Source organism: Cetobacterium sp. ZOR0034, assembly GCF_000799075.1.
Lineage (GTDB): Bacteria > Fusobacteriota > Fusobacteriia > Fusobacteriales > Fusobacteriaceae > Cetobacterium_A.
Genome location: NZ_JTLI01000061.1, coordinates 1 through 23,832, shown reverse-complemented (window position 1 = coordinate 23,832; position 23,832 = coordinate 1). Strand labels below are relative to the sequence as shown.

The window sequence follows — 23,832 nt, the reverse complement described above, 5'->3', positions numbered from 1 at the left end:
GGGATTTATCTATGAAAAAAGTTACAAAAGCTGTTATACCTGCAGCGGGATTAGGGACTAGAGTTTTACCTGCAACAAAAGCCCAACCAAAAGAGATGCTTGTTATAGTTGACAAGCCATCTCTTCAATACATTGTCGAGGAACTTGTAGAGTCTGGAATTACCGACATTGTAATTGTTACTGGAAGAAACAAAAACTCTATCGAAGATCACTTTGATTTCTCTTTTGAATTAGAAAATACTTTAGAAAGAGATGGAAAATTTGATCTTCTAAAAAAAATTGATGATATCTCAAGTATGGCAAATATCTATTATGTTAGACAAAACCATCCTTTAGGTCTTGGACATGCTATTTTAAAAGCTAAATCATTTATTGGAGATGACCCATTTGTTATCGCTCTTGGAGATGATATCGTTTATAATCCTGACGCACCTGTAGCTAAGCAACTAATTGATGTCTACGAAAAATATGGAAGTAGCGTAATTGGAGTTCAAGAAGTTGAAAACAAAGATGTTTCTAAATATGGAATCGTTAAACCATCTGCAACTTTAGATGAAAATACTGTAGAAATGGTTGACTTTATTGAAAAACCATCACTAGAAGAAGCTCCATCAAACCTTGCTTGTCTTGGAAGATATCTTTTAGATGGTGAGATATTTAAATATCTAGAAACTACTACTCCTGGAAAAGGTGGAGAGATTCAATTAACAGATGCTATTTTACAAATGTTAAATGACAATAAAAAGGTTGTTGCATATAATTTTGAAGGAAAAAGATACGATATTGGAAACAAAATAGGTCTTTTAAAAGCCAACATTGAATTTGGACTTAGAAATGAAGAAACAAAAGATGACCTTATAAAATATTTAAAAGAGGAAATCAAGTTTTAACGGAGGATTTTTATCATGGCTAAATTATTAAAATTTAATGCTGATGCAAGAAAAAAATTAGAAAATGGAGTTAATATTTTAGCTGATGCTGTTAAAATCACTTTAGGACCTAGAGGAAGAAATGTTGTTTTAGAAAAAGCATATGGACCTCCTCTTATTACAAATGATGGTGTTTCTATTGCGAAGGAAATTGAATTAGAAGATCCTTTCGAAAATATGGGAGCACAACTTATAAAAGAGGTTGCTACTAAAGCTAATGATGTTGCTGGAGACGGAACTACTACAGCAACAATCTTAGCTCAAGCCATCGTAAAAGAAGGACTTAAAATGGTTTCTGCTGGAGCTAATCCTATTTTTGTAAAAAAAGGAATTGAGAAAGCTACTAAAAAAGCTATTGAATTACTTTTAGAAAAATCAAAAAAAGTTCAATCTAACAGCGAAATATCTCAAGTTGCATCCATCTCTGCAGGAGATAGTGAGATCGGGTCTCTTATCGCTAAAGCTATGGATAAAGTTGGTGAAAGTGGGGTAATCAGTGTTGAAGAAGCACGTTCTTTAGAAACGTCTTTAGATGTTGTTGAAGGTATGGAGTTTGAAAAAGGTTATCTTTCTCCTTATATGGTTACTAACTCTGAAAGAATGGAAGCTATCTTAGAAAACCCATTTATTTTAATAACAGACAAAAAAATATCTACTATGAAAGAGTTATTACCTCTTTTAGAAAAAACAGTTCAGACATCTAAACCTCTACTTATTATAGCTGACGATTTAGATGGTGAAGCTCTAGCTACTTTAGTTTTAAATAAAATTAGAGGAACTCTTAATGTTACTGGAGTTAAAGCTCCTGCGTTTGGAGATAGAAGAAAAGCTATGCTAGAAGACATTGCTATTCTTACTGGTGGAACGGTTGTTTCTGAAGATAAAGGAATGAAAATAGAGGAAACTGACCTTACTCAACTTGGAAGAGCAAAAAAAATAAAAGTTACTAAAGATTCTACTGTTATCATTGATGGATTCAGTAATGAAGAGCAATTAGATAGTCGAATATTACATATCAAAAATCAACTCTCTTTGACAGATTCAGAGTATGATAGAGAAAAACTACAAGAAAGATTAGCTAAACTTTCTGGTGGAGTAGCTATTATTAAAGTTGGAGCTGCAACTGAAGTTGAAATGAAAGAGAAAAAACTTAGAATAGAGGATGCTTTAAATGCAACTAGAGCTGCTATTGAAGAGGGTGTTGTTCCTGGAGGTGGAGTAGCTCTTGCTGAAATTGCTAACCAAATGGAAGATTTTATTTTAGATGGCGAAGAGGGGATTGGTGCTAATATTTTAAAAAGATCTTTAACTTCTCCCCTAAAACAGATTGCTATCAACGCTGGTTTAGACGGTGGAGTTGTTTTAGAAAAGGTTAAAAACTTAGCCGACGGTTATGGTCTTAATGCAGCTACAGAAGAATATGTTCACATGATTGAGAACGGAATTATTGACCCTACAAAAGTTACACGTTCAGCTCTGCAAAATGCGACATCTATTGCAGCTTTAATATTAACAACAGAGGTTATTATTGCAAATAAAAAAGAACCTATTAGTGAAAACTTAAACTCTAATATGGGGGACATATAATATAAAGGGGAGGATTTTAAAATGGATAAATTTACACTTGAAAATTACAACAACTGGTTAACTTCAGATTATATTGATTTAGAGGATAGAAAAGATTTAGAGAGTATTAAAGATAATGAAAAAGAGATTGAAGATAGATTCTACACAAATCTTTCTTTTGGAACTGGAGGAATGAGAGGAGTTAGAGGAGTAGGTATCAATAGAATCAATAAATATACTATTAGAAAAGCTACTCAAGGTCTTGCTAATTATATCTTAGAAGCTTCTGGTGAAACAGGAAAAAAGATGGGAGTAGCAATTGCTTACGACTGTAGAATTGGATCTGAAGAATATGCTTTAAACTCTGCTCTTGTTTTAGCTGGAAATGGAATCAAAGCTTATCTATTCAAATCTTTAAGATCAACACCTGAGCTTTCTTTCGCAGTAAGAGAACTTAAATGTATTGCTGGTATTGTTGTTACAGCATCTCATAATCCTCAAGAATACAACGGATATAAAGTTTATTGGAACGATGGTTGTCAAATTATTGATCCACAAGCCACTGGTGTTGTTACTAATGTTAACAATGTAAATTCATTTGAGGACATAAAACTTATTGATAAAGATACTGCTATTGAAGCTGGTCTTTTAGAATATATCTCTGAAGATATGGATACAAAATTTATAGAAGCTGTTAAAAAACAAATTATCCATCACGAAATTCCAGGAAAAGAGGATTTTAAAATTGTTTACTCTCCTTTACACGGAACTGGAGGAAGACCTGTTAAAAGAGTATTCTCTGAAACTGGATTTAACTCAATATACATAGTTGCTGAACAAGAGCAACCAGATGGAAACTTCCCAACTTGTTCATATGCAAATCCTGAAGATCCTGCAGTGTTTAAGTTAAGTACTGAATTAGCTGATAAAGTTGGAGCTAAGCTTTGTATGGCAAACGATCCTGATGCTGATAGAATCGGAGTTGCTGTTAAAGATGAATGTGGAACTTGGTTATATCCAAATGGAAACCAAATTGGACTTTTACTTATGAACTATATCTTAGAAAATAAGAAAGATATCCCTAAAAATGGCGCTGTAATTTCTACTGTAGTTTCTACACCTATGCTAGATGCAGTTGCTAAAGAAAAAGGTGTTGAAATATTTAGAACTTTAACAGGATTTAAATTTATTGGTGAAAAAATTAGAGAGTTCGAAGAGGGGAAATATGATGCAACATTCCTTATGGGATTCGAAGAATCATACGGATATCTTGTTGGAACTCATGCTAGAGATAAAGATGCGGTTGTAGCAACTTTATTAATTGCTGAAATGGCAGCTTACTACGCTAGCGTTGGATCATCAATACCTAAAGAGTTAAAAAAATTATATGATAAATTTGGTTACTATAGAGAAGGGATTATAGCTGTTACTAAAAAAGGAAAAGATGGTGTTGAAGCAATTTCTAAAATAATGAGCAGTTTAAGAGAGAATGTAACGGACTCTTTAATTGGTCAAAATGTTATTTCAAAAAGAGATTTTAATACTGGATATAACGGATTACCTAAATCTGATGTTATCCAATTTGTATTAGAGGACAATACATACATCACTGCTAGACCTTCTGGAACTGAACCAAAAATAAAATATTATTTCTGTGTTGTTGGAACAACAGAAAAAGATGCTGATGAAAAATTAGCAAAAGCTATGAAGTCTTTTGAAGCTTTTGTTGATTAAAAAGCCTTGGAGGAATTATGCTTAGTGGAATGTATATACATATTCCTTTTTGTTTAAATAAATGTAACTACTGTGACTTTCTATCTTTTAAATCTACTGTTGAAGAAAGAGAGAAATATGTAGATGCAATTATTTCAGAAATCAATATGTATCCAAAATTCCCTCTTGAAACTGTTTATTTTGGTGGTGGAACTCCATCTCTTTTAACTCCTGAACAAGTTAAAAGAATTTTATCTAATTTAGACATAAAAGAGGGTGCTGAAGTTACCCTAGAAGTAAATCCTAAAACTGTCGATTTTGAAAAGTTTAAACTTTTTAAAGATGCCGGAATAAACAGAGTTAGTATTGGTATTCAGAGTTTTAACGATGAAAAACTTAAAATGCTTGGTAGATTACACTCCTCTTCTCAAGGAGAGGAAGCTTTCTTTTTAGCTAGAAAAGCTGGATTTGAAAACATCAGTTTGGATTTGATGTTTTCACTTCCTAACCAAAGTATAGATGATTTAAAAGATGATTTAAATCATCTTTTCTCTTTAAAACCTGAGCACTTTTCTATATACTCTTTGATTTGGGAAGAGGGTACAGATTTTTTTGCAAAGCTCGAAGCTGGTGTATATAAAGAAACTGAAAATGATTTAGAAGCTTCTATGTATGAGTTAATCATAGATAGTGCTCAAAAAAATGGTTATATCCACTATGAAATTTCAAATTTTTCTCTACCAGGAAAAAGAGCTATACATAATACAAAGTACTGGAAAAATGAGGAGTATCTAGGTATTGGTATTGGTGCTTCTGGATATTTCGAAAACGTTAGATATAAAAATGTCTTAAAGTTTCCTGAATATTATGGTAAAATATTAGATAATGTAAAACCAATCTTAGAAGAAGAATTTGTCAACGATGACGAAAAAGAGATTTATGAATATATATTAGGACTAAGAATTATTCCAGATGGAATAACTCCTAGAGGTAAATATATTGATCTTTGTGATGAGCTAGTTAAAGATGGATTTTTAGTTAAAAACAATTCTAACTATACACTATCTCAAAAAGGTGTCCTTATGGCCAACGATGTCTTTGACAAATTTATTTAGTTATTAGGAGGAGATTGTGGGAATTTCAGAAAATATAAATGAAATTTTAATAGACATCAATAAACATTCACCTTATCCTGAAAAGGTAAATTTAATTGCTGTAACAAAATATGTTGATACTGAAATTATAAAAGAGGTTCTTTCTAATGGTGGTAGAACTTTAGGTGAAAATAAAGTTCAAGTATTAACTAAAAAATATGAAGAACTTTGTGATTTTTCTATAGAACATAAGTGGCACTTTATAGGTAATCTTCAAAAAAATAAAGTGAAATATATAGCTTCATTCATTGACATGATTCATTCTGTCAATAAATTATCCCTTGCTCAAGAGATAAATAAAAGAGCTAAAGAGCACAATAGAACAATTGATGTTCTTATCGAAATAAACTTATTTGAAGAGGAAAGTAAAGAGGGATATCAATATACTGACTTTTTAAATGATATTCCAGACTTATTAGAGTTAGAAAATGTAAATATTAAAGGATTTATGACTATGGCTCCATATACTGATAATGAGGAATTAATAAGAGCAGGTTTCAGAAAGTTAAGAGAATTAAAAGAGGAGATGAACACTCTTTACTTCAATAATAGCTTATCTGAACTTTCTATGGGAATGAGTAATGACTATAAAATCGCTCTTGAAGAAGGAGCTACTCTAATAAGAGTAGGTAGTAAAATATTTGAATAATTTGTGGAGGTTTCAATGAAAATTACTAAATTTAAAAATGCTTTTAAAGATTTTACTGATAGTGTTGGACTTACTTTCGATCCTGAAGAGGAAGGGTACGAAGAGTACGAAGAGGAAAATGAATCTATTCCTGTTCCTAGATTTACTGCTGCTAGTAATTCTAAAGAGGATATTCTTCCTCCTTTCACTAATAATACGGTTCCTAGAGCTGAGATTAAAACACCTATTAACAATACAGTTCAAGAGGATTGTCAAACTATATTCGTAAACCCTAAAAGTTTTGCAGAATGTAGAAAAATTGCAGATTATATAAAAAATGATAAAGTGGTTACACTAAATCTAGAAAATGTAAATGGAAAAGATGCCCAAAGAATTCTTGATTTCTTAAGTGGTGCTATAAATATAAAAGAAGCTAAATGGATTCCAATTAGTAGAAATGTATTTACATCTGTTCCTAAAAATATCAACTTCCTATACGACGGGAAAAATGATTTGAAACAAAATACTTTTTTAGATATTGACCACGAATAATTAATGGAGGTTAATAAATGAAAGCATTGGCACTTTTTTCTGGAGGACTTGATAGTGCTCTAGCAATAAAAATTATAAAAGATCAAGGTATAGAAGTAATCGCTCTTAACTTTGTTTCACACTTCTTTGGTGGAAAAAATGAAAAGGCTGAAAATATGGCCAAGCAACTTGGAGTTCAACTTGAGTATGTTAACTTTACTAGCGCTCATACTGAAATCTTAAAAAATCCTGTGCATGGACGTGGAAAAAATATGAATCCTTGTATTGATTGTCACGCTCTTATGTTTAAAACAGCTGGAGATCTTATGGAGAAGTTCGGTGCTTCTTTCATAATTTCTGGTGAAGTTCTTGGACAAAGACCTATGTCACAAAACTACCAAGCATTAGAAAAAGTTAAGGCTATGTCACCTGGACTTGAAAATCTTATTGTAAGACCATTATCAGCTAAGCTTTTACCAGAAAGTGAGCCTGAAAAATTAGGATGGGTTGATAGAGAAAAACTTCTTGATATTCAAGGAAGAAGTAGAAAAACTCAAATGGAGTTAATGGATAAATTTGGAATTGTTGATTATCCAACACCTGGTGGTGGATGTCTTTTAACTGACCCTGGTTACTCAAAAAGATTACGTATTTTAGAAGAGGATGGCCTTTTAGAAGATGAACACTCTAATCTATTCCATCTTTTAAAGATTGGAAGATTCTTCAGATTTGAAAAAGGAAAATACTTAATCGTTGGAAGAGAACAAGATGATAACATTAAAATAAATGAATTTAAATCTTATGGTTCTCTATTCATTAGAGGAAAAGAAGTTCCTGGTCCACACATGGTTGGATTTGGAGATCTTTCTAAAGAGCAAATCGATTTTGCTTTAAATCTTTTCTCTAGATACTCTAAAGTAAAAGGAAATGCGGAATTAACTCTTCTTATAAACGGAGAAGATGTTACTATTCCTGCTGTGAATCTAGAAGCTTTAAGTGAAGAGATTGCTAAATATCAAATTACAATGTAACAAAACAGCTAAGAGAAATCTTAGCTGTTTTTTGAATCTACTGTTTAAAGGAGAAATTTATGTATACTATAAAAAATGTATCTGAAATGGTAGGACTTTCATCTTACACAATTAGATACTATGATAAATGTGGATTAATGCCTTTTGTTGCTAGAAATAAAAATGGTATTAGAGAGTTTACTGAAGATGATGTTTTTTGGATTGAAATCATAAAATGTTTAAAAAATACTGGAATGACAATTGAAGATATTAGAGCTATTGTCGATTTAAGTTTAAAAGGAGATCATACTAAAGAGGAAAGAAAAACTATTCTTCTTGAACATAGAAAAAAAATCTTAGAACAAATAGAAGATTTAAATAGTAATCTTAGAAAATTAGATGCTAAAATTGCATGGTACGAAAATAATTCTATTTGTTGTGAATAAAATTGTTGACTTAGAGTCATCTCTAAGGTTTATAATCTGACTAATTACAAATAGGAGGTTGATTTTATGTTAAATTTTAATTTTTATAATCCAACACACATTGTTTTTGGAAAAGATACTTTAGATCAATTAAATAGTTTAGTTCCTGCGGATGCAAAAGTTTTGATTACTTATGGTGGAGGTTCGGTTAATAAGTTTGGAACTTTGGATAAGGTTATTCAAAATCTTCCTGGTAGAGAGATATTTCAATTTGGTGGTATTGAACCAAATCCTCAATATAGCACACTTATGAAGGCTGTACAAATTGCAAAAGATGAAAATGTAGATTTTCTTCTTGCTGTAGGTGGTGGTTCTGTTATGGACGGAACTAAGTTTATAGCTTTAGCTTCTAGATACGAAGGAGATTGCTTAGACTTACTTACTCCAGAGTTTGACTTAGCTCCTGTTGACAGTGCTATTCCAATGGGAACTGTTGTAACTCTTCCAGCTACTGGATCAGAGATGAATAACGGTGCTGTTATCAGTCATAAAAATTTAAAGGTTCCTGTATTTAGTATGTTTACTTTCCCTAAGTTCTCTATACTAGATCCAACTTTAACTTTTACTCTTCCAACTACACAAGTTGCCAACGGAATAATAGATACTTTTATTCATACAGTTGAACAATACGTTACATATCCTGTAGATGCAAGATTCCAAGATAGAACTGCTGAAGGGATTTTAAAAACTTTAATAGAGATTGGTAAAACAACAATTGATGAGCCTACAAATTATGACGCTAGAGCAAATCTCGTTTGGTGTGCTACTATGGCTTTAAATGGTCTTATCGGTGCTGGAGTTCCACAAGACTGGACTACTCACATGATTGGTCATGAAGTTACGGCTATGTTTGGAATAGATCACGCTAAAACTCTTGCTATTCTACAACCTGCTATCTGGGAGATTAGAAAAGATAAAAAGAGAGCTAAATTAATCCAATATGCTGAGCGTGTTTGGGATATAACTGAAGCAGATGAAAATCTAAAAATAGAGTTGGCGATTCAAAAAACTCGTGCTTTCTTTGAGGATTTAGGGGTTAAAACTCATCTTTCTGACTATGATATAACAGCAGAGAGAATTGAAGATCTAATCGAAGCTTTAAACAATAATAATAGAACTGCTCTTTCTGAAACTGGAGATTTAACTTTAGAAATTAGTAGAGAAATTCTTAAAAAAGCATTATAATATATTTCTAGAGGCTGAGAAGTTTTTCTCAGCCATTTTTTAAAGAGGTGATTATTTTGAATATAGATTTAATACATGAAGCAAATCGTTGCTTAAACTGCAAAAAACCACTTTGTAAAATACACTGCCCTATATCAACAGATATTCCTAACATTATAAATCTGTTTAAAGAAAATAAAATAGCTGAAGCTGGGGAGGCTTTATTTTTAAACAACCCACTTTCTATATTTTGTTCTATAGTTTGCCCTCATGAAGAGCAATGTAAAGGTCATTGTATAAAAGGAATCAAAGAGACTCCTGTTGAGTTCCCATTGATTGAAAAAGAGATATCTACAAAGTATCTTTCAACTCTTCCTTTAGATAAAAAAGAAAACAATAATATTGATGTCGCTATTATCGGTGGTGGACCTGCTGGTATCACATCTGCTATTCTTTTAGCTAAAGAGGGGTTTAAAGTAACTATTTTTGAAGCATTCTCTAAGCTTGGTGGAGTTTTAAGATATGGAATTCCTGAATTTAGACTTTCTAGAGATTTAACTGATACTTTTGAAAAATATCTGTTAAGCCTTGGAGTAAAAATAAAATATAATACTCTTGTTGGTCCAACACATAGTATTCAAAACTTAAAAGATGATGGATTCAAATATATTATTATTACTACAGGAGTTTGGAATCCAAAACCAATGGATATCAAAGGAGAAACAAAAGGTAATGTTCACTACGCTATAAACTATCTTGTATCTCCTGAATCATACAGCTTAGGTGACAATGTTTTAGTTATTGGTGGTGGAAATGTTGCTATGGATGCTGCAAGAGTTGCTAAAAGGCTGGGAAGCTCTGTGACTGTTATGTATAGACGTGGAGAAGAGGATATGCCTGCTACTAAAGTTGAAATAGCCGAAGCAAAAGAGGATGGTGTAGAATTTAAATTCTATTACGCTCCAAAAGAGATTTTAGATGATAAAATGATTTTCTTAAGAACTGAATCACTGACTGACGAATCTGGAAGAAAAAAACTTATTACTTTAGAAGATAGCGATATCGCTGTTAAATACAGTTCAGTTATTGTTGCTGTCAGCCAAGGTCCTAAGAAAAATATAGTTTCATCTGAGGATAGAATTAGCACTGAAAAATGGGGAACTGTTGTTGTTTCTGATAATTTTGAAACAACTCTAGATAATGTTTTCTCTTGTGGAGATGTTGTCACTGGTCCTAAAACCGTTGTTGCAGCAGTTAATGACGCTAAAAAAATGATTAATAATATATTAAACAAAGAGGGATTGATTTAATCAATCCCTCTCTTTTATATTACTTAATTTTATTATATTCTTCTAAAGCTCTTCTAAGTATTATCATTGAATTTTCTATATCGTCAACACTTGTACAGAATGAGAATCTCACTTCGTTCTCTCCTTTTCCAGAAGTTTGATAGAACCCTGGACCTGGAGCTAGCAGTAATGTCTGATTTTCATAAGAGTAATCTGTCAATAACCATTTCGCAAACTTCTCTGCATTATCTATTGGTAGTTTTGCAAAAGCATAGAATGCTCCATGAGGTTTATAGCATACAACCCCTGGAATTCTATTTAGATACGAGAATAATAAATCTCTTCTATTTTGATATTTTATTCTTACATCTTCTAAATAGTTATCCATCGTATTTATTAAATTTGCTGCTGCATGTTGCTCTATTGTTGAAACACAAAGTCTAGCTTGACTAAACTTCATTATACAGCTCATAAGTTCTTTATTTTTACTTGCAATAAGACCTATTCTAGCCCCACAAGCACTATAGTGTTTAGATATACTATCTACTAATATAACTCTATCTTCTACATCCTCTAGTTGCATAAATGATGTATAAGGAATATCATCATATACAAATTGTCTGTACACTTCATCCGCTATAATATACAAATCCTTTTCTTTTGCAATCTCTGCTATCATTTCAATCTCTTCTTTAGTATAAACTGTTCCTGTTGGATTTACAGGATTCGAAAGCATTATTGCCCTTGTTCTTTCATTTATTAAAGATTCAATTTTTGCTTTTGATGGAAGGTGAAAACTTGTTTCTATAGTTGTCTCTATAGGTAATACCTCTGCCCCTGCAAATTGACAGAAACTTGTATAGTTCGAATAAAATGGTTCGGGTATTAATACATTATCTCCCTCATTACATATAGCCATTAAAACGAACATTATCGCTTCACTACCACCTTGAGTTATTAATAAATCCTCCTCATTTACATTTATTCCCATCTTCTGATAGCTCTTTGCAAAGCTTTCTAAAAGTTGTGGAATACCTTGAGAGTGAGAGTATTTTACTATTTTCTCTTGATAGTTATGTAATCCTTCAAAAAATGAATCCGGAGTTACTACATTTGGTTGCCCTATATTTAACTTATATACTTTTATTCCTTTTGCTTCTGCTGCATCGGCCAGAGGAATCAACTTTCTTATTGGTGAAAAATTCATTTCTAATGCTCTTTTTGATAATTTCATTTTGATCCTCCTAGCTTTTGTTATAAATATTTTTATTTTTCTAAATATGATACGATATTTTTTATCTAAAGTCAACTACTCGTTTATTAAAAAAGGAGTAGATTAATCTACTCCTCTTCAATATTTTTTATTATTTTCCCCAAGTATCTGGAGTTTTATTCCACTTTAATGCGATTTCTGCATCTTCTGAATCTATGTAATTCTCTTCTGTTGCTACATCAATTAATGACGCAAAATTTGAAAGAGTTGTCCAAGGAATTCTATCTGCTTCGAAGTTTTTATAAGCTTTTTCAAACTCATATGAGAATATTGCTAAAACTTCAACATCTGTAGCTCCAGCTTCTCTTGCAGCTGCTACTGCTTTTATAGAACTTCCTCCTGTAGAGATTAAATCTTCTATTATGATAACCTTTTTCCCTTCAAATTCAGCACCTTCTATTTGTCTTCCAGCACCATGAGCTTTCTTTTCTCCTCTGATATACGCCATTGGAATATTCATCTCTTGAGCTATAAATGCTGCCCAAGGAATTCCTGCTGTTGCTGTTCCTGCTACAATATCAAACTCTTTTTCTTTTAAAACTTCAATGAAAGCATCTACTACTACTTGTCTTTCTTTTGGGAATCCTATCATCTTTCTGTTATCACAGTAAATTGGGCTTTTAATTCCTGAAACAAAAGTAAATGGATCCTTTACACTTAATCTAACTGCCTCTGTTCCTAATAATGATTTTGCTATATTCTTCTCTCTAGACATTTTTATAACTCACTCCTTCTCCGATTTTTTCTATAAAACTATTTCCATCATAAACTACCTTACCTCTCACTAAAGTTGAAAGTACTTTTCCCCCTCCAACAATTCCAACGTAAGGTGTCCATCCACATTTTGAAACTACATCCTCGTTTTTTATAACTTCTTTTCTTGTTATATCTACAACTACTAAGTCAGCATCATATCCAATATCTAAAATTCCCTTATTATCTATCCCAAATATTTTAGCTGGATTTTCTGACATAACTTTTTGTAAAGTTTTCATATCTATCTTTTTATTTAACTCTTTTAGCATCAACTCTAATGAGTTTTCAACTCCAGGTATTCCATACGTCACTTTTGAATTTTTTTCTTCTAAAGTATGAGGAGCATGATCTGTTCCTATCGTATCTATAGTTCCATCCATTAACCCTTCCCAAAGAGCCTCGTTATCCTCTTTCTCTTTTAACTCTGGCTTCATTAGCAGTAATGAGTTAGCCATACTAGAATCTAAAAACAGATGGTGCGGTGCAACCTCTCCATATATTTTTAGTCCCTCTTTTTTTGCTGCTCTTAACTTTTCTACCTCACTCTTTTTAGACAGATGACATAGGTATAAAGGTTTTCTAAATTTTCTAGCTAAATCTATCGCTCTATCAACCATCTCTTCTTCAGCGTGCACAGATACAATTTTAGATTCCTTGAAAAGATTTTCTAAAACCTTATCCTCTTCTACCAACATATCCCCTGTTGACATATTTAGGAAAATCTTTGTTGAAGCTACTCTTTTTCTAACTTTTTTTATCTCTTCGCTATTATCTAGTTTGCTTCCCCCAAAATGAAATCCATAATCCACATAGCTTCTACTCTCAGAGTTTCTTTCTTTTGCTGTTAGAATCTCCTCAGTTGTTGTATTTGGAACTGTATTTGGCATATCTATAAATGTTGTTACCCCACCCTTTGCACAGGCCATACTTCCTGTTTCAAAGTCCTCTTTATAATCAAGTCCTGGATCTCTCATATGTGTATGAGCATCTATTACTCCTGGCAATACCCAGTTTCCATCCACATCTATTATCTCATCAATATCTAACTCCTCTACTTCAGAACAGTTATATATTTTTACAATTTTTCCATCTTGAACTAATATATCTTTTATACCCTCTTCTCCATGATATAAAACCTTACAGTTCTTTAGCAACATAACGCTTTAACTCCTTCCTCTATCTCAGCTAAAACACTCTTTGCCGCTTCTACAGGATTTTCATTTTTAGTTATTGGTCTTCCTACTACTAAGTAGTCACATCCATTTAATATTGCATCTTTTGGAGTCATTATTCTCTCTTGGTCATCAGCTACAGACCACTTAGGTCTTACACCTGGACATACAGTTTTAAAGTCTTCTCCACATAACTCTTTTATAGCCTTAGCTTCCCATGGTGAACAAACTATCCCATCCATTCCAGCTGTTTTAGTTAACTTAGCTAAGTTTAATGCTAAATCTTTTAATGAAAGTTGACTTTGGAAAGTCTCTTTTAATCCCTCTTCTGAGAAACTTGTTAAGATTGTTACAGCTATCGATAAAATCTCTGGGTTTATCTCTTTTACTCTTTTTGCTACAGATTCCATCATCGCTCTTCCACCACTTGCATGAACATTGAACATAAATACATTTTGTCTTGCTGCAAACAACGATGCCATAGTTGTTGTATTTGGAATATCATGGAACTTAAGATCTAAGAAAACTTTCTTTCCTTTTTCTGTTAAATAATCTACCATTGCTCCTTTTGAGTTTAAGAATAATTCTAATCCCACTTTATAGAATGAAACCGTATCTCCTAAAACTTCAACTATATTTTTTGCATCCTCCATGTTTGAGTAATCTAATGCTATTATTAATTTATCTTTAATATTCATAATCTTAATCCTCCCTTAACTTTCACTTCTTTTTACTTTTATTTACAGTGTGCTGCTCCAATTATTTCTCCGATATTTTCTAGGTTGTTTTCTTCACAGAATTTTTCCAATCCGGCTTTTATCTCTACAGGTAAAACTGGATTTGTGAATAATCCTGTTCCTAACGATACCATTGTTGCTCCTGCCATCATGAACTCTATTGCATCCTCTGTAGATGATATTCCACCCATTCCAACTATAGGAATATTTACATTTTGATAAACTTGATATACCATTCTTAAAGCTACTGGCTTTACCGCTGGTCCAGAGAATCCTCCAAAAGTGTTCCCTAATACTGGCTTTCTCTTTTTTATATCTATTGCCATTCCAAGTAGAGTATTGATTAAAGAAACTGCATCTGCTCCATTTTCTTCTACTACTTTAGCTATATGAACTATATCTGTTACGTTTGGTGATAACTTTACAATTAAAGGTTTAGTTGTTACCTCTCTAACTGCCTTTGTTACCGCCCCTGCAACTTCTGGTTTTGCACCGAATGCCATTCCACCATCTTTTACATTTGGACAAGATATATTTAACTCTATCATATCAACTTCAGGAATCTGTTCAACTCTTTTAGCTATCTCTACATATTCCTCTATAACTTTTCCATTTATATTTACAATTATTGGTGATTCTATTCCAGAAGCTTTTATATTTTTTACAATAACCTCTTCGAAATAATCAATTCCTGGATTTTCAAGTCCAACACAGTTTAGCATTCCACCTGGAGTCTCTGCTATTCTAGTTCCATAGTTTCCATCTCTAGGCTCCATTGTTATTCCCTTTACAACAATTCCTCCTAAAACATTTGGATCAAAGTAATCTTTATATTCTAAACCAAATCCGAAACATCCAGATGATGTTACCATTGGATTTTTAAACTCTTTTCCTAAAAAATTTGTTTTTAATCTATTCATACTTCCCACTCCCTTATTTTCCACAGCTACATCCAGTGTTTTCTTTTGGATTTACATCTACTATTATTTTTGAATCAAAAACTGGTCCATCATGACAAACTTTTTTCATACCGTCTAACGTTTTTATTGAACATCCTACACAAGCCTTAACTCCACAAGCCATTCTTTCCTCTAGTGAAACTTCACAGAAAACTTCAGCTTTTTGTGATGTTGCCGCTACAGCTTCCATCATCTTATGTGGTCCACACGTTTGCACCATATCTATTTTCTCTTCAGCTAAAACTTTGCTTAAAACTGATATTACATTCCCCTTTTCCCCTAAAGAACCATCATCAGTTGTTATATATGTTTTCACTTCATCTAAGTTTAAGTTTCCTAAAATATTTAAAGCTTCCTTGCTTCTTCCACCAGCTATAAATATTACTTCATTTTCTTTTTTCAACTCATCTATAAGCAATTTTGTTGGAGCAATTCCCATTCCCCCTCCTACAACTACACATCTTTTTCCTTTTATAGAAGTTGTAAATCCAGTTCCTAAAGGACCTTGGATATTTAATGAATCTCCAGCTTTAAGAGTTGCAAACTCTTTTGTTCCTCCACCTTTAACTTCGTAATAAAACTCTAAAATGTTTCTATCCTTATCTACATAGTGAAGACTGATAGGTCTTCTTAAAATTCTTATTTCATTATTTAACTTTAGCATGAAAAATTGTCCAGCTTTTGAATGTTGAGAAGCTTTCGCTGACTCTATTTTCATTAAGTAATAATTTTCTCCAACTTTATGATTTTCTAATACTTTGCAATCTTCTAAAAACATTTTTCCTCCCAAATCTATCTTCAAATTTTTATTTTTTTATATCTTTATTACAATAGTAACAATACTTATGGTCTTTATCTACAACATATTTGTTATCTGTTTCTTCAAATTTTGTTATACACTTTTGATTCTCACAAACAATCTCTTCTGATTTTCTGATATCTTTTTCTAACATCTCACTTTTAGTAACCTCTACTAATCCCAATGCAATTGAGAAGATTGCTTGTCTTGCCGGAACTCCATTTGCTGCTTGTTCAAAGTATTTTGCATGCTTTGTATCATCTAAATCGATTTTAATCTCATCTACTCTTGGTAGTGGATGAAGAATTATCATCTCATCTTTACACTTTCCAACTATACTCTCTTTATCTATTACATATACTCCAGCTACTTTCTCATAATCTTCTATCTTATCAAATCTTTCTTTTTGTATTCTCGTCATATAAAGAACATCTATCTCTTTTAATATCTCTTTGTAATCAGATATTATATGATACTTTATCCCTTTTTTATCCAACTCTCTTGTTATATACTCAGGTATTTGAATTACTTCAGGTGCTATAAAGTAAAACTCACAGTTGAACATCTCTAATGCTTTTGTCAATGAGTGAACCGTTCTTCCATACTTTAAATCTCCTACGAAAGCTACCTTTTTCCCCTCTATACTTCCCAACTCTTTTTGAATCGTATATAAATCCAACATCGTCTGACTTGGATGCTCATTTGCTCCATCCCCTGCATTTAATAATGGAACTTTTGAGATATCTGCTGCAAAACGAGCTGCACCATCTCTATTGTGTCTCATAACAATTACATCCGAATAAGCTTCTGTCATCTTTATTGTATCTCTCAATGTCTCACCTTTTTTTAATGAAGTTGCATCTGGAGAATCAAACCCTAAAACTTTTGCTCCTAATCTATAAGCCGCTGATGTAAATGATAATCTAGTTCTTGTTGAAGGTTCGAAAAATAAGCTTCCAACTATTTTATTTTTCAAAAGTTCTTCATTTTTCTTCTCTAACTCTTTTGCCACTCTTAAAACTTCTAAAATATCCCCTTTTGTAAAATCTTTCATCGAAATAAAATCTCTCATTTTTCCTCCTTAGAAAATTTGATTAAAAAAAAAGGAATAGAAATTACAAATTAATGTAACTTCTATTCCATATATTAATATTAAAATCAAAAGATAAAAATAATGAAAATAGCGCTTTTTTCTTTTTTTCTTCTTGCTTAAATCCAAAAATACTTAACGATTTCTTCACTTTTTATCCTCCTCGTTTTTTTTACACTTTGAAAAGTATAACATACGATTTTAAATTTGTAAAGCAATATTTTTTAATGTTTGAAGTAGATAATCGACCTCATCCTCTGTATTAAAAAAACCAAATGAAAAACGAACTGTTCCTGTTTCATAAGTTCCAATAGCTTCATGAGCTAATGGTGCACAATGATATCCAGGTCTTACCAATATTCCAAACTCCTCATCTAATATACTTGAAAGATCTCCAGAATCAACCCCATCCATATTTATACTTATAACCGGGGCTTGATTCTCTGTAAAACTTTTATAAACTTTAACTTTCTCTAATCGCTCTAAACCTTCTAAAAATTTAAGAACTAATCCATCTTCATGTTTTTTTATATTTTCTATACCTATCTCTTGTATAAAATCTACTCCTGCTCCTAAACTTATAATCCCAGGAGTATTGAGAGTTCCGGCCTCTAACATCTCTGGCATCTCTTTAGGTTGTCTCTGAAGCTTTGAAAAACTTCCTGTTCCTCCCTCTAGAATAGGTTCAATTTTAATACCTTCTCTCAGCGCAATCACTCCTATTCCTTGAATTCCAAAAAGTGATTTATGACCTGTTAAACACAGAATATCTATATTATCTCTTTCCATATTTATATCGATATATCCTGCACTTTGAGATGCATCAAGTATAAAAAGTATTCCATTTTTTTTACAAATATCTCCTACTTCTTTTATCTTTTGAATTGTTCCATTTACATTAGATATATGGTTCATAACAACTGCTTTCGTTTCTGGTGTTATGGCTTTTTCTAAATCTAAATATGTATTTATAAATGTAAGTTTTATATCTTTTTCATCTCTCATATAATACAACGGTCTAAGTACTGAATTATGTTCAAAGTTTGTTGTTACTACATGTGCTCCTTCTGGAATTGCTCCTTTTATAGCAAAATTTAGTGATTCTGTCGCATTAGCTGTAAACGCAACATTCAAACTATTTCTAACTCCAAAAAAATTGGCAATTTTTTCTCTGACCTCATATATTTTTCTGGCTACTTCTAAAGCCTTTCTATGACCTGCTCTTCCTGGATTAGCACTATACTCTCTTACTGCAATTCCAACTGAACTATAAACTGCTTCAGGTTTTGGGGAACTTGTAGCTGAATTGTCAAAATAGTAAGTTTTCATATTTTTCTCCTCTTAAAAATAATAAAGAGAGGATCTCTCCTCTCTTTTTATATTAGTTTATTTTTGCAAAAACTTCAACTATATTGTATAAATGATCTTTTATTCTTCTATAGTTATTTAAGATATCCATATATCCTGTACTTAACATTGCTGGCATTACATTTTCAGAAACATGCTCTAAGTGCTCTGCTCTTGCTCTCTTATATTCATCTTTAATGTAGTTACACTTTTTAATAGCACCTATAAATAGATCCTTATCTCTTAATTCATAAGCTCTATTGATATCATTAAATAGGTCTTCAACATTATTATGTAATTGATTTAAAGTTGCTCTCTTATACTCGTTTAACTCAATTCCATTATCTTGCATCTTCTTTAATGTCTTTGCAATTCTTAATAAGTAGTCACTTATCGTTTCATACTCATCACAAGTTTGTAAGTTTTCTCTCGTATCCTCTGTATTAGCACAATCTAATGTTCCATTTAAAATATGGAAGTTTACATCTGAAATCTCTTTTTGGAATAAATCTAAAGTATCCTCTAACTTTTCAATTTTTCCAACTTGAGTATCAATCTTCTCTTTTCCAGAAAACACGCTATCTAAGTCTGCAAAAATCTCTTTTATTTGAGTTCCCATAGCTAAAATCTCTTTTTGAGTTTGCTCAACTACTACTGATGGAGTATCCGCCATTAATATGTCTAAATGAGTTACTCTCTCTTTAGCTACTGGTGAATCTGATTTTACAACTTTACATAAGAAATCAGCTAAATATCCTGTAAACGGAATAAACATAACTACATTCAACACGTTAAACATTGTGTGAGCGGTTGCAATTGCTGCTGTTAAGTTATTCGCTGGATCTAATAAGTTCTCTAAGAACATCAAATATGGTCTAAAGATTGTTGTGGCCCAAACTACTCCAGCTATATTTATTATCGTATGAGCATACGCTGCTCTTTTTGCATTCGCTGTTGCGTTTAATGAAGCTAACAGTGCAGTTATTGTAGTTCCTACATTCTCTCCTAAAACTAATGCTACTGCTGTTGGATAATCAATTAACCCTTGAACAGCTAAAGTTATCGTAATTCCTAGTGTAGCTGATGATGATTGAACTACCGCTGTTAAAAGAGCCCCTACTGCAGCTGCTTTTAAAACACCAAAGTAAGTATCTGCTGTAAATGCATGGAATAAAGCTACGAATTCAGGTAATGATCTTAATGGTTTTAATCCATCACTCATTAATTCTAATCCGAAGAATATTAATCCTAGTCCCATTATTGCCATAGCTCTTGTTCTAGCTTTTTCACTAGTGAAGAACATCGTTGATATAGCTGCTGCTCCAGCCATTGGAAGTCCATACTTTCCTATTTTTAGAACCAGTATCCATCCTGTTATTGTTGTTCCAATGTTAGCTCCTAATATAACCCCTAAAGCTTGCTTTAGTGTTAATAATGAAGCGTTTACAAATCCTATTGTCATTACAGTACTTACAGATGATGATTGAACTAATGCTGTTACAAACACTCCCATTCCGATGGCCATAAAACGATTTGTTGTAAGCATAGCTAAGATTTTTTTCAATCTTTCTCCTGCCATTTTTTGCATTCCTTTAGACATGTTCTCCATTCCATATAAGAATAGACCCAGTCCTCCTAGAACCTTAAAAAAGATATCTAAGTACATTTTTCCTCCTAAATTCTATTTTTTATTTTAATTTTTTTTTGATTAAATAGTCAATTAGCTAAATTCTATCACGTATTTTAAAAATTGTAAAATAAAAAACCCAAATTTAACTTAATTTTTACACATTTTTAACATTAAACTTTATTTTTAGTATTAAAAAAAGGGGTATTTTATTTTCATACCCCCTTTCAATCCTTTATTTAGTTAGTTTCTTTAAAACAAAAAAGTAATTTAGATTTATTTTTTCTCAAGTTTAAATCCTGCAATTTTATTTACAACAATCGCAATTGCTCCATCTCCTGTTACATTACATGCAGTTCCAAAGCTATCTTGAGCTAAGTATAATGCAATCATTATAGATGTTAATGTCGGAGGGAATCCTAACATTGTCTCTATTATTCCTAAGGCAGCCATTACTGCTCCACCTGGAACTCCTGGTGCTGCAACCATTGTCACACCTAACATCAATATAAATCCTAGCATTGTTCCAAATGTTACTGTCATTCCATTTAACATCATTATTGCCATCGCACAACTTACTAAAGTTATTGTACTTCCTGATAAATGAATTGTTGCGCATAAAGGTACTACAAACTCCGCAATTCCTGGGTTTACACCATTTTCTTTAGTTTGATTTAAAGTCACTGGTATAGTTGCAGCTGAAGATTGTGTTCCTATGGCTGTAAAATATGCAGGTAACATATTTTTTATTAAAACTATTGGATTTGCTCCTGATAATCCACCAGCTATAAAATACATTATCAATAAAACTGTAATATGAAGTAAAATTATTACAGCAAATACTTTTGAGAATACAGATAAAATTGTTACAACTTGACCTGCATAAGTCATATTTGCAAAAATTCCTGCTATATGTAATGGTAAGAATGGAATAATTATATTTCTTATAATTCCTTCTACTATCTTTTGGAATTCATTCATTACATCTTTAATTGCATGACCTTTTGCTATCGCTATTCCTATTCCTAAAATAAACGCAGTTAATAGTGCTGTCATAACATCCATTATTGGAGGCATATTTATTGTTAAATAACCAGATAGTAATGAGTGCTCTGGATTATCAGCAGTTGAAATCATAGATCCTGTTTTTAATATCATCTTAAACACTGCCGAGTTTACAAAGTATGTAAACGACCCTGATAATACTGTCGAAATATAAGCTATTGCCGTTGTAATTCCCAATAGTTTTCCTGCTCCAGTTCCAAGTTCCCCAATTCCCGGTGCAACAAACCCTATTATAATAAGTGGTATTGAGAACTTTAAAAAGTTTCCAAAAATACCGTTAAACGTTGCTAATACTCTTACAGGCATCTCCATTCCTAGCATACCCACACCAATACCGATTATAATCGCCAAAATTAATTTTGGTAAAAGACCAATTTTTTTCATTTTTTCCTCCCAGCGCTAAAATTTGTTTATTAAAAGAACTAACTATATAATTAATACTACATTTTATCCGGATTTGCAAACTTTTTTTGTATATATGTTAGAAAATTTGTATTTTTCTTATATATGTAATATAATTAAGATAAAAAATCTTAATTATATTAAGGGTTAAGGATGTGAAATATGATAAAAGGTAATGTTGAGGGTATTAGAGACTCCATTTTAGCTGAATTAGATACTATTTATAGTATGACAGTTGAAAAAGGTAAACTTGTTAACCCTGAAATTGTTGCACTTATTACAGATATGACAAGAGTTATTAATCGTGAAATTAGTGTTTCAATAGATAGAAAAGGAAAAATTTTAGAAGTTGCAATTGGAGATAGTAATAGTGTTGAACTACCTATTCTTGAGATTTCTAGTAAAAAGTTGAGTGGAGTAAAAGTTATACATACTCACCCGAATGGATATTCTAAGCTTTCTATGATTGATATTTCAGCTCTTTTAAAGTTAAAGTTAGATGCAATCTTAGCTATTGGAGTTGGAGAAACTGAAATTACAGGTATCAACGTTGGTTACTGTAAAATTGAAAATCAAGAATTAACTTACGAAGAGATTGAAAATCTCTCTTTAGAAAAAACACTTTCAATTGACTATTTAGATAAAGCTTTAGAAATTGAAGCTGAACTTAGAAAAAGTGATGTTGTTGAGGATGATAGTGAATATGCTATTGTAGTTGGTGTTGATTCAGAAGAAAGTTTAGACGAACTTGAAGAATTAGCTAGAGCATGTGAAGTTAATGTTGCTGGAAGAATATTCCAAAAAATTAAAAGAATCGATAACATTTTCTACATAGGTAGTGGTAAAGTTAAAGAGCTAGCTCTATTAAGACAGATTAAAAATGCAAATCTTATAATTTTTGATGAAGAGTTAAGTGGAGTTCAAATTAAAAACTTAGAAGCTGTTACTGGATGTAAAGTTATTGATAGAACTATTCTAATTCTTGAAATTTTTGCTAGAAGAGCAAGAACTAGAGAGGCTAAAATTCAAGTAGAGTTAGCTCAACTTAAGTATAGAAGCCACAGACTTATCGGTTTAGGAAGTGTTATGTCTAGAACTGGTGGTGGAATCGGTACTAAAGGACCTGGAGAGAAAAAGTTAGAAATTGATAGAAGAAGAATAAAAGATGAAATCTTTGCTCTTAAACAAGAATTAGAGAAAATTAAAAAAATTAGAGCTCTTCAAAGAACAAAAAGAGAAAGTTCTGGTATTCCTAGAGTATCTCTTGTTGGATATACAAACGTTGGAAAATCAACTCTTAGAAACCTTCTTGTAGATATGTATCCAAGTGATAACACAGTAAAAAAAGAAGCTGTTTTTGCTGAAAATATGTTATTTGCTACTCTTGACGCTACTACAAGAACTATGATTTTACCTGATAAAAGAATAACTGCTCTTACTGATACTGTTGGTTTTGTTAGAAAACTTCCTCATGATTTAGTTGAAGCTTTCAAATCAACTCTTGAAGAAGTTATTTTCTCTGATCTTTTAGTTCATCTTGTTGATGCTTCTAGCGATACTGTGATTCAGCAAATCAAATCAGTTGAAAATGTTTTAACTGAACTTGGAGCTTTTGATAAACCTACAATTTTAGCTCTTAATAAATGTGATGTTGCTACAGAGGAACAGATTGCTAAATTAAAAGAACTTTACTCTCATATGGAAATTGTTGAAATAAGTGCAAAAAATGAGGTAAATATAGATTTACTTTTAGATAGGGTTACTGAGGCTCTACCTAGAACTATGAAAAAAATAGAACTTTTAATTCCTTATTCTGAAAGTTCTATCAACGCTTATCTTCATAGAAACGCTATTATTGAAAGTGAATCATATGAGGGAGAAGGTACATTAGTTGTTGCAACTGTAAGTGATGAAGTTTACAATAAATGTTCAAAATTTATTATCAAAGAAATTTAATTTTTTAAAAGTCGATTTATTTCGACTTTTTTATTTTTTATTTTTTATTTTTTTAAAAAAAGTTGTTGACATTATTCTTATATTATGATACTATATTTTTGTGATTGCGGGAGTAGCTCAGTTGGTAGAGCGTCAGCCTTCCAAGCTGAATGTCGCGAGTTCGACCCTCGTCTCCCGCTC

Annotated in this window: 22 protein-coding genes and 1 tRNA gene; 12 read left to right on the top strand and 11 right to left on the bottom strand. The window is 31.9% G+C overall.

Features of this window, described 5'->3' with window-relative positions; genetic code table 11:
• Positions 1-11 precede the first annotated feature (11 nt).
• The 10 genes from galU (at position 12) to L992_RS10690 (ending at position 10,490) form a co-directional block, all read left to right on the top strand.
• Positions 12-890: a UTP--glucose-1-phosphate uridylyltransferase GalU gene (gene galU, locus L992_RS10735; protein WP_047396192.1), complete on the top strand. Its 879-nt coding sequence runs from the start codon at positions 12-14 to the stop codon at positions 888-890.
• Positions 891-905: 15 nt separating this feature from the next.
• The gene (groL, locus tag L992_RS10730) at positions 906-2,516 is read left to right on the top strand and encodes a chaperonin GroEL (protein WP_047396188.1); all 1,611 of its coding nucleotides are present in this window, start codon (positions 906-908) and stop codon (positions 2,514-2,516) included.
• Positions 2,517-2,537: 21 nt separating this feature from the next.
• Positions 2,538-4,229: a phospho-sugar mutase gene (locus tag L992_RS10725; RefSeq protein ID WP_047381710.1), complete on the top strand. Its 1,692-nt coding sequence runs from the start codon at positions 2,538-2,540 to the stop codon at positions 4,227-4,229.
• A 17-nt stretch (positions 4,230-4,246) separates the two neighbouring features.
• Positions 4,247-5,323: a radical SAM family heme chaperone HemW gene (gene hemW, locus L992_RS10720; protein WP_047396185.1), complete on the top strand. Its 1,077-nt coding sequence runs from the start codon at positions 4,247-4,249 to the stop codon at positions 5,321-5,323.
• A 16-nt stretch (positions 5,324-5,339) separates the two neighbouring features.
• Positions 5,340-6,011: a YggS family pyridoxal phosphate-dependent enzyme gene (locus L992_RS10715; protein ID WP_047381713.1), complete on the top strand. Its 672-nt coding sequence runs from the start codon at positions 5,340-5,342 to the stop codon at positions 6,009-6,011.
• A 15-nt stretch (positions 6,012-6,026) separates the two neighbouring features.
• The gene (locus L992_RS13190; protein WP_052191671.1) at positions 6,027-6,542 is read left to right on the top strand and encodes a cell division protein SepF; all 516 of its coding nucleotides are present in this window, start codon (positions 6,027-6,029) and stop codon (positions 6,540-6,542) included.
• Positions 6,543-6,559: 17 nt separating this feature from the next.
• On the top strand, positions 6,560-7,552 hold the full coding sequence (locus L992_RS10705) for a 7-cyano-7-deazaguanine synthase (protein WP_047381715.1): 993 nt from the start codon (positions 6,560-6,562) through the stop codon (positions 7,550-7,552).
• A gap of 59 nt (positions 7,553-7,611) precedes the next feature.
• On the top strand, positions 7,612-7,977 hold the full coding sequence (locus tag L992_RS10700) for a MerR family transcriptional regulator (protein ID WP_047381716.1): 366 nt from the start codon (positions 7,612-7,614) through the stop codon (positions 7,975-7,977).
• Between the two features lie 66 nt (positions 7,978-8,043).
• Positions 8,044-9,201, top strand: coding sequence for an iron-containing alcohol dehydrogenase (locus L992_RS10695; protein ID WP_047381718.1), 1,158 nt, complete (start codon positions 8,044-8,046; stop codon positions 9,199-9,201).
• Positions 9,202-9,257: 56 nt separating this feature from the next.
• On the top strand, positions 9,258-10,490 hold the full coding sequence (locus L992_RS10690) for an NAD(P)-dependent oxidoreductase (RefSeq protein ID WP_197053421.1): 1,233 nt from the start codon (positions 9,258-9,260) through the stop codon (positions 10,488-10,490).
• Positions 10,491-10,509: 19 nt separating this feature from the next.
• On the opposite strand, the gene L992_RS10685 is transcribed toward L992_RS10690, so the two are convergent.
• The 11 genes from L992_RS10685 to L992_RS10640 all read right to left on the bottom strand — a co-directional run bounded on the left by L992_RS10685 (position 10,510) and on the right by L992_RS10640 (position 21,678).
• Entirely contained in the window at positions 10,510-11,703 is a 1,194-nt protein-coding gene (locus tag L992_RS10685; RefSeq protein ID WP_047381720.1) for a pyridoxal phosphate-dependent aminotransferase, read from the bottom strand.
• Positions 11,704-11,833: 130 nt separating this feature from the next.
• The gene (gene pyrE / locus L992_RS10680; protein WP_047381722.1) at positions 11,834-12,457 is read right to left on the bottom strand and encodes an orotate phosphoribosyltransferase; all 624 of its coding nucleotides are present in this window, start codon (positions 12,455-12,457) and stop codon (positions 11,834-11,836) included.
• The gene (locus tag L992_RS10675; protein WP_047381723.1) at positions 12,450-13,655 is read right to left on the bottom strand and encodes a dihydroorotase family protein; all 1,206 of its coding nucleotides are present in this window, start codon (positions 13,653-13,655) and stop codon (positions 12,450-12,452) included. The genes pyrE and L992_RS10675 overlap by 8 nt, the downstream gene beginning before the upstream one ends.
• Positions 13,646-14,368: an orotidine-5'-phosphate decarboxylase gene (gene pyrF, locus L992_RS10670; protein ID WP_047381725.1), complete on the bottom strand. Its 723-nt coding sequence runs from the start codon at positions 14,366-14,368 to the stop codon at positions 13,646-13,648. Before pyrF ends, L992_RS10675 begins: the two co-directional genes overlap by 10 nt.
• Before the next feature lie 38 nt (positions 14,369-14,406).
• Entirely contained in the window at positions 14,407-15,327 is a 921-nt protein-coding gene (locus L992_RS10665) for a dihydroorotate dehydrogenase (protein WP_047381772.1), read from the bottom strand.
• Between the two features lie 13 nt (positions 15,328-15,340).
• The gene (locus L992_RS10660; RefSeq protein ID WP_047396182.1) at positions 15,341-16,144 is read right to left on the bottom strand and encodes a dihydroorotate dehydrogenase electron transfer subunit; all 804 of its coding nucleotides are present in this window, start codon (positions 16,142-16,144) and stop codon (positions 15,341-15,343) included.
• A gap of 28 nt (positions 16,145-16,172) precedes the next feature.
• A complete protein-coding gene (gene pyrB / locus L992_RS10655) occupies positions 16,173-17,237 on the bottom strand; it encodes an aspartate carbamoyltransferase (RefSeq protein WP_047396179.1) in 1,065 nt (354 codons plus the stop codon).
• A 43-nt stretch (positions 17,238-17,280) separates the two neighbouring features.
• Positions 17,281-17,406, bottom strand: coding sequence for a hypothetical protein (locus L992_RS13845; protein WP_255359923.1), 126 nt, complete (start codon positions 17,404-17,406; stop codon positions 17,281-17,283).
• A 50-nt stretch (positions 17,407-17,456) separates the two neighbouring features.
• Complete coding sequence (locus L992_RS10650; RefSeq protein WP_047381733.1) at positions 17,457-18,584, bottom strand: aminotransferase class V-fold PLP-dependent enzyme; 1,128 nt, start codon at positions 18,582-18,584, stop codon at positions 17,457-17,459.
• A gap of 52 nt (positions 18,585-18,636) precedes the next feature.
• Positions 18,637-20,268 carry a Na/Pi cotransporter family protein gene (locus L992_RS10645; protein ID WP_047381735.1) on the bottom strand — a complete coding sequence of 544 codons (1,632 nt, stop codon included), beginning with the start codon at positions 20,266-20,268 and terminating at the stop codon, positions 18,637-18,639.
• 237 nt (positions 20,269-20,505) lie between these two features.
• Positions 20,506-21,678, bottom strand: coding sequence for a dicarboxylate/amino acid:cation symporter (locus L992_RS10640; RefSeq protein WP_047396176.1), 1,173 nt, complete (start codon positions 21,676-21,678; stop codon positions 20,506-20,508).
• A 180-nt stretch (positions 21,679-21,858) separates the two neighbouring features.
• On the opposite strand from L992_RS10640, the gene hflX reads away from it, so the two are divergent.
• Positions 21,859-23,652, top strand: a complete 1,794-nt coding sequence (gene hflX / locus L992_RS10635; protein WP_047396174.1) for a GTPase HflX — start codon at positions 21,859-21,861, stop codon at positions 23,650-23,652.
• A 106-nt stretch (positions 23,653-23,758) separates the two neighbouring features.
• Positions 23,759-23,831, top strand: a tRNA-Gly gene (locus L992_RS10630).
• The last annotated feature ends 1 nt before the right edge of the window (position 23,832 follow it).